Annotated in this window: 5 protein-coding genes; all 5 read right to left on the reverse strand. The window is 74.2% G+C overall.

The annotated features are described in order from the left end of the window. Positions 1-90: 90 nt before the first annotated feature. A complete protein-coding gene (locus tag ACPT94_RS39740; protein ID WP_425247995.1) occupies positions 91-1038 on the reverse strand; it encodes a bifunctional riboflavin kinase/FAD synthetase in 948 nt (315 codons plus the stop codon). Positions 1039-1195: 157 nt separating this feature from the next. After that, positions 1196-3643: a trypsin-like peptidase domain-containing protein gene (locus ACPT94_RS39745; RefSeq protein WP_425247996.1), complete on the reverse strand. Its 2448-nt coding sequence runs from the start codon at positions 3641-3643 to the stop codon at positions 1196-1198. Positions 3644-3891: 248 nt separating this feature from the next. Further along, entirely contained in the window at positions 3892-4797 is a 906-nt protein-coding gene (truB, locus tag ACPT94_RS39750; RefSeq protein WP_360345528.1) for a tRNA pseudouridine(55) synthase TruB, read from the reverse strand. Beyond that, positions 4794-5243 (reverse strand): 30S ribosome-binding factor RbfA, encoded by a 450-nt coding sequence (gene rbfA, locus ACPT94_RS39755; RefSeq protein ID WP_360345526.1) that lies wholly within the window; start codon positions 5241-5243, stop codon positions 4794-4796. Before rbfA ends, truB begins: the two co-directional genes overlap by 4 nt. A gap of 44 nt (positions 5244-5287) precedes the next feature. Further along, positions 5288-5581 (reverse strand): DUF503 domain-containing protein, encoded by a 294-nt coding sequence (locus tag ACPT94_RS39760; protein WP_425247997.1) that lies wholly within the window; start codon positions 5579-5581, stop codon positions 5288-5290. Positions 5582-6042: the final 461 nt, after the last annotated feature.

A 6042-nucleotide genomic window follows, 5' to 3' on the forward strand; every position in this document is an offset into this window, starting at 1 on the left:
CCCCGCCCCGGCTGCTGTACCCGCCATTTGACGGGGGGGCGGGTGCCCAACCACCCGGCCCCCCCTTTCGCGTTCTTCAGCCGAACACGGCTACTCCGCCGCCGCCACCAGCTCCCGGCAGCGCTTCACGTCCTGCGCCATCTGCTCCAGCAGCCCTTCCAGCGACTCGAACTTCGCCTGGCCGCGGACGAACGCCAGGAAGTCGACGGCGACATGGAGGCCGTACAGATCGAGGCCGACGCGGTCGATGGCATACGCCTCGACCGTGCGCTCGGTGCCGTCGAACTGCGGGTTCGTGCCGACGGAGATCGCGGCCGGCATCGCCTCGCCGCCCGCGTGCAGCCAGCCGGCGTAGACGCCGTCGGCGGGGATCGCGGTGTGCGGAAGCGTCTCCACGTTGGCCGTCGGGAAGCCGAGTTCGCGGCCGCGCTGGGCGCCGCGCACGACCACGCCCTCGACACGGTGCGGGCGGCCGAGGATCTCGGCGGCGCCCTGGACATCGCCCTCGGCGACCAGGCGGCGGGTCAGCGTCGAGGAGAACGGTTCGCCGCCGCCCGCCTCACCCCGCACGTACAGGTCGACGACCTCGACCTCGAAGTCGTAGATCTTGCCCTGCTCGGCGAGGAACTCCACGTTCCCCGCGGCCCGGTGGCCGAAGCGGAAGTTGGGGCCCTCGACGACCGCCTTGGCGTGCAGCTTGTCGACCAGGACCTTCACCACGAAGTCGGCCGGGGACAGCTTCGAGAACTCCGTCGTGAAGGGCAGGATCAGGACCGCGTCCACGCCCAGCTCGGCCATCAGTTCGGCGCGGCGGTGGTGCGGGGCGAGCAGCGGCGGGTGGCTGCCCGGGCGGACGACCTCGCTGGGGTGCGGGTCGAAGGTGACCACGACGGAGGGCACGCCCAGCTCGCGGGCGCGGTCCACGGCGTGCCGAATGATCAGCTGGTGGCCGCGGTGCACCCCGTCGTAAGAGCCGATGGTGACGACGCTGCGCCCCCAGTCCTGGGGGATGTCCTCCAAGCCACGCCAGCGCTGCACTGTGACCGCTCCTCGAACCCGTGTCCGTGTTTCATCGTTCTTCGTGTTCCGTTGACCGCTTACGCAGCTCTAAGGGTGCCATGCCGGGAGTCCCCGGCCCGCATCGGTATCGGGGCTGTGACCCGGCCCACGCGGCCACCCTCCCCGTATCCGCGGATCAGGCGGGCACCCGGACGCCCGCCAGGCTCTCGATCACGCGGCGGGCGCTCGGGCCGACCACCGCCGCCCACTCCCCCGGCCTGTCCGTGAGCCAGCCCGCCACCTGCGCGGCGAAGCCGGGGACATGGCGGCCCAGGTCGACCAGGCCGCGGTCGAAGCGGGCCGCGCCCTGCGGCGTGCGGACGAGGAGCAGGCCGGTGCGGTGGACGAGATCGCGCAGGTCGTCCCCGCTGCGTCGGGCGGCCGCGTGCAGTACGGCGGCCAGGACGGCGGGGTCGTCCTCGTGCGTCAGGAGGAACTCCAGGAGTTCGCGGCGGAGAGGACGGCAGTCGGGGGTGCCGGGTGCGGCGAGGACGGCGGCCAGGGCGGCCCGCACCGGCACGGGCCCGCCGTCCAGCAGCCCGGTGACCAGCGGGAACAGAACGGCACGGGCGGCCGGCCCCTGGTCGAGGCGCCGGTCGACGTACCCGGCCAGGTCCCCGGCGGTCTCCGGGCACCCCTCCACCGCCTCCCGGACGAGGACCACGACGCGGCGGGCGAGGGCGGGCGGGGTGACGTCGACGAGGGCCCGCAGCACACCGCCCGCGTCGGGACCGCGCAGCCGGGCCCGGAAGGCGTCCAGCACCGGCTCCGGGTGGGTGGTCAGGGCAGCGAGCAGGGCACTCGGCGGCAGCTGCGGATCGCCCGCCGCGAACCGCTCCAGAGCCTGCCGGAGATGCCGGGAGCGGGTCTGCGGATCCCGTACGAGGAGGGCGAGCGCGCCGCCGTGCAGGGTGCGGTCGGCGGGGCGGGCCAGCAGCGTGAGGGCCGCGTACCGCAGCAGCTCCCGGTCGGCGGCGGTACGGACGTGGGGCGCGGCGCGCAGTCCGTACGTCACCGCCGCGGCCCGCCGGGCCGGCCGCTCGTCGTGCGCCCACCGGTCCACGGCCCGGCACAGCGCGGACGGTTCCTCCTCCGCCAGGACACCGAGCAGTTCGTCGGCCCGCGGGTGCGCGCAGTCGGCGAGGACCTCCGTCAGATCGTCCGGCGCCCGGTGCCGATGCGTGTGCAGCAGCGCCTGCGCGGCCGTCGCCACGGTGGCGTGCGGCATCGCGGGCAACGGCCGCTCGTCGTCGAACCAGCGGGTGAGAAGCGGCTGTACGGCGGTGGGGTCGGCGGCGAGGAGCCCGGCGACGGCGTCGAGGTGGCGGGGTTCGCCCGCGGCGTGCGGGGCCGCGTCGGCGAGGACGAGACGGCGCAGGAGGTCCAGGCGGGTCTCCGTCGGCAGCGGGAGGGCGGTCCAGAAGCCGGGGGCGAACTCGGCGGGCCTGTCCGGCCGGCTCGCCCACTCCACGATCCGGTCGGCCAGCAGCCGCAGGACACCGAGGTACGGCGTGGCGTCCGGGACGCGCAGCAGGGTCCCGGCGAGCAGACGGGCGGCCCACCACGAGTCCGGCTCGGCCTCCAGGGCGTCGGCCAACTCGCCCAACCGCTCGGCGAGTTGCCGGGTGCCCTGCTGGCGGGCGACGAGCAGCAGCGCCTGGACGACGGGCCCGACGCGGTGATGCGGGACGGCCGCGAGGCTCGCGGCGAAGGCGGCGAACTCCCTTGCCGGTACGGCGCGTTCGACCGGGACGCCGCACGAGTCGCCGGGTGGCCCGGCCGGGCCCGCCGGGGTGGCGGTGAGTTCGAGGACGCCGGCGGGATCGAGGTCGGCGCCGTACGCGGGGACCGTCGCCGCGTTGCGGGCGAGGAGCTCGGCGAGGGGGCCGTCGGGCGGGCCGGGGCGCAGCGGGACGGCGAAGCCGGCGTCGCGCCCGGAGTGCAGGGCGGTGCCCAGGACGGCGACGACGGCGCCGGTCGCGGCGTCGAGCACCGGACCGCCGGCCGCGCCCCCGCCGCACCGCAGCGCGTCCCGGCCCGCCGTGCCGATCGCCAGCTCCAGGGCGCCGTCCAGGAGGTGGCGGCCGCCCGTGGCCGTGTACGTCACGGGCGTCTCGGCCAGCACCCGTGCCTCGCGCCAGCAGCCGGCGGCCAGCCGGACGTACGTGCCGGTCTCGACGTGGTCCCGGGCGGTGACCGGCAGGGGGTCGCCGGCGAGGCCCTCCGTGCGGACGAGGGCCAGGTCCAGCTCCGGCAGCGGGGTGACCGCGTCGGCGGTCACGACACAGCCGTGGTCGTCGGCGTCGTACAGGACGAGGCGGGAGAGACCGTCGACGGCCTCGTGGCTGGTGACGACCGTGCCGTGGTGGTCGGCCAGGAAGCCGGTGCCACGCGGCCGGCCGGCGAGGTCGTGGATGCGGACGAGGGAGGTGGTGGGGTCGTGCGGGGCAGGGTGAGCGGGGCGGGCCGGGGTGGCCGTCGGCCGGTCGTCGTGCGGCGCGGACCCGGTGCCGTGCGCCGGCCGGTCGCTGGAGTACGGCGCCGTAGGGCGGCCACCGGTGGTTCGCGGGCCCCGTCCCGCCATCGTCGTACCTCCCCGCCGCGCCCACGTGCTCTCTTGTTCGACGGTAGGCGGAAGATGATCAGCGGGACAGGTCGCCGGACGAACGCGCCCCCCTGCACTCCCCGGGTTCACTCCGAGCGCCTGCCCGCGCGGGTGAATGAACGGGGAGCGTTGGATACACCCTAGGGGTGGGGGAACCGAGGGGGGACCGTGGAGCGGCGGCGGAGCAGGGCCCCGTGCTCGCCGCTCCACGGGCAGACCGGCGGGGTTCAGCCCAGGACGGCCAGGCTCTTCGCCTTGCCCTTCTGTTCCTCGACGAGCGCCAGGAAGCGGCCCTCGGGGTCGAAGACGGCCACCGGGCCGACGGCGGCGTACTCGTCGGGCATCTCCAGCCGCACGCCGTTGGTGAGCAGCCGGGCCCGCTTGGCGTCCACGTCCCAGCGCGGGAACGCGGCCGCGGCGGCCTCCGCGATCGGCATCACCGTCAGCTCCTCCTGGAGCTGGTCGAGGGTGCGGGCGGAGTCCAGCTTGTACGGGCCGACGCGGGTGCGGCGCAGGGCGGTGAGGTGGCCGCCGACGCCGAGGTCGGCGCCCAGGTCGCGGGCGAGGGCCCGGATGTAGGTGCCGGAGGAGCAGACCACCGAGACGATCAGGTCCAGGACGGGGGTGCCGTTCTCGGCGACGGCGTCCCGGACGTCGTACACGGTGAAGGACGAGATGGTGACCGGCCGGGCCGGGATCTCGAAGTCCTCGCCCTCGCGGGCCCGCTTGTACGAGCGCACACCGTCGATCTTGATGGCGCTGACCTTGGACGGGACCTGCATGATGTCGCCGGTCAGCTTGGCGATGCCGGCGTCGACGGCGTCCCGGGTGACCTTCGAGGCGTCGGTGGAGGAGGTGATCTCCCCCTCGGCGTCGTCGGTCAGGGTGTTCTGGCCGAGGCGGACGGTCCCCAGGTACTCCTTCTCGGTGAGGGCGAGGTGACCGAGGAGCTTGGTCGCCTTCTCCAGGCCGAGGACGAGGACGCCCGTCGCCATCGGGTCGAGCGTGCCGGCGTGGCCGACGCGGCGGGTTCTGGCGATCCCCCGCATCTTGGCCACGACGTCGTGCGAAGTGAAGCCCGACGGCTTGTCGACGATGACGAGGCCGTCGGGCGCGGTGTGCTTCCGGTTCATTCGGCGGTGTCGTCCGTCTCGTCGTCATCCGGCTTGCGGTACGGGTCGGCGCCACCGGCGTACGCGGCGCCCGCGGACGCCTCGCGCACCTTCTCGTCGGCGGCGCGCGCCTTGTCGAGAAGGTCGTCGATGGTGCGGGCGTTGTCCGGAAGGGCGTCGGCGACGAAGGCCAGCGTCGGCGTGAACTTCACCCCCGCCGCACGGCCGACCTCCGAGCGCAGGATGCCCTTGGCGCTCTCCAGACCGGCGGCCGCGGCCTTGCGGTCCTCGTCGTCCCCGTACACCGTGTAGAAGACGGTCGCCTCCCTGAGGTCACCCGTGACACGGGTGTCCGTGATGGTGACGTGGGAGCCGAGCCGCGGGTCCTTGATCCCTCGCTGCAGCTTCTGGGCCACCACCTCTCGGATGAGGTCCGCCAGCCTCTTGGCGCGCGCGTTGTCGGCCACTGGTCCGTCTCCCGTTCTTTCTTCTCTTGCGTTCTCTGGTCCGGTCAGTCGTCTTCGCCGTGGAAACGGCGTCTGACCGACAGCAGCTCCACTTCGGGGCGGGCGGCGACCAGCCGTTCGCACCGGTCCAGTACGTCGGTCAGGTGCTCCGCGTCACCCGAGACCATGGCCAGGCCTATCGTGGACCGGCGATGGAGGTCCTGATGGTCCACCTCGGCCGCGCTCACCGCGTACTTGCGCTGGAGCTCGGCGACGATGGGGCGGACGACGGAGCGCTTCTCCTTCAGCGACCGTATGTCGCCGAGGAGCAGGTCGAAGGACAGAGTCCCCACGTACATGTGTGTAGCCGGTTCACCCGCCGGTACGGGATCGATGGCCCTGTCGGCCATGTGGGACAGGGCATCAAGAACGGTACAACGATACCTGCGGTGGCTCGACGGGGTTTTCGCCCACCCACCCACCCACCCGAAGCCGGCTGAGAGGACCGCCCACCCGGGGCTCCGCCCCGAACCCTGTCGGCGGACTCGGCCCCGCACCCCTCACGGGGCACAGGCCGACACCCGGCCCCCCACGGCCCGACTCGGTCGGTCAAGAGGTCACCCAGCAGGGCTCCGCGGGACCGGGACGGAGTACGTCGCCCCCCGAGACGGCCTGCCCGGGGCTCCGCCCCGAACACCGGCAGGGACTGCGTCCCCCGCGCCCCTCACGGGGCACAGGGCGGCACCCAGCACCGCCGAGACGTCACCCGACTCGGCCCAGGCCGACCCAGCCCGTCCGGCGACTGAGGACGAGGCCCGTT

The sequence above is a fragment of the Streptomyces aurantiaciflavus genome (genome assembly GCF_049808595.1).
Classification (GTDB): Bacteria; Actinomycetota; Actinomycetes; order Streptomycetales; family Streptomycetaceae; genus Streptomyces.

Bases quoted from the DNA above. Each gene is read 5' to 3' on its own strand.
- ACPT94_RS39745 (WP_425247996.1), bottom strand. From the start codon at position 3,643: ATGGCGGGACGGGGCCCGCGAACCACCGGTGGCCGCCCTACGGCGCCG.
- truB (WP_360345528.1), bottom strand. From the start codon at position 4,797: ATGAACCGGAAGCACACCGCGCCCGACGGCCTCGTCATCGTCGACAAG.
- ACPT94_RS39760 (WP_425247997.1), bottom strand. From the start codon at position 5,581: ATGTACGTGGGGACTCTGTCCTTCGACCTGCTCCTCGGCGACATACGG.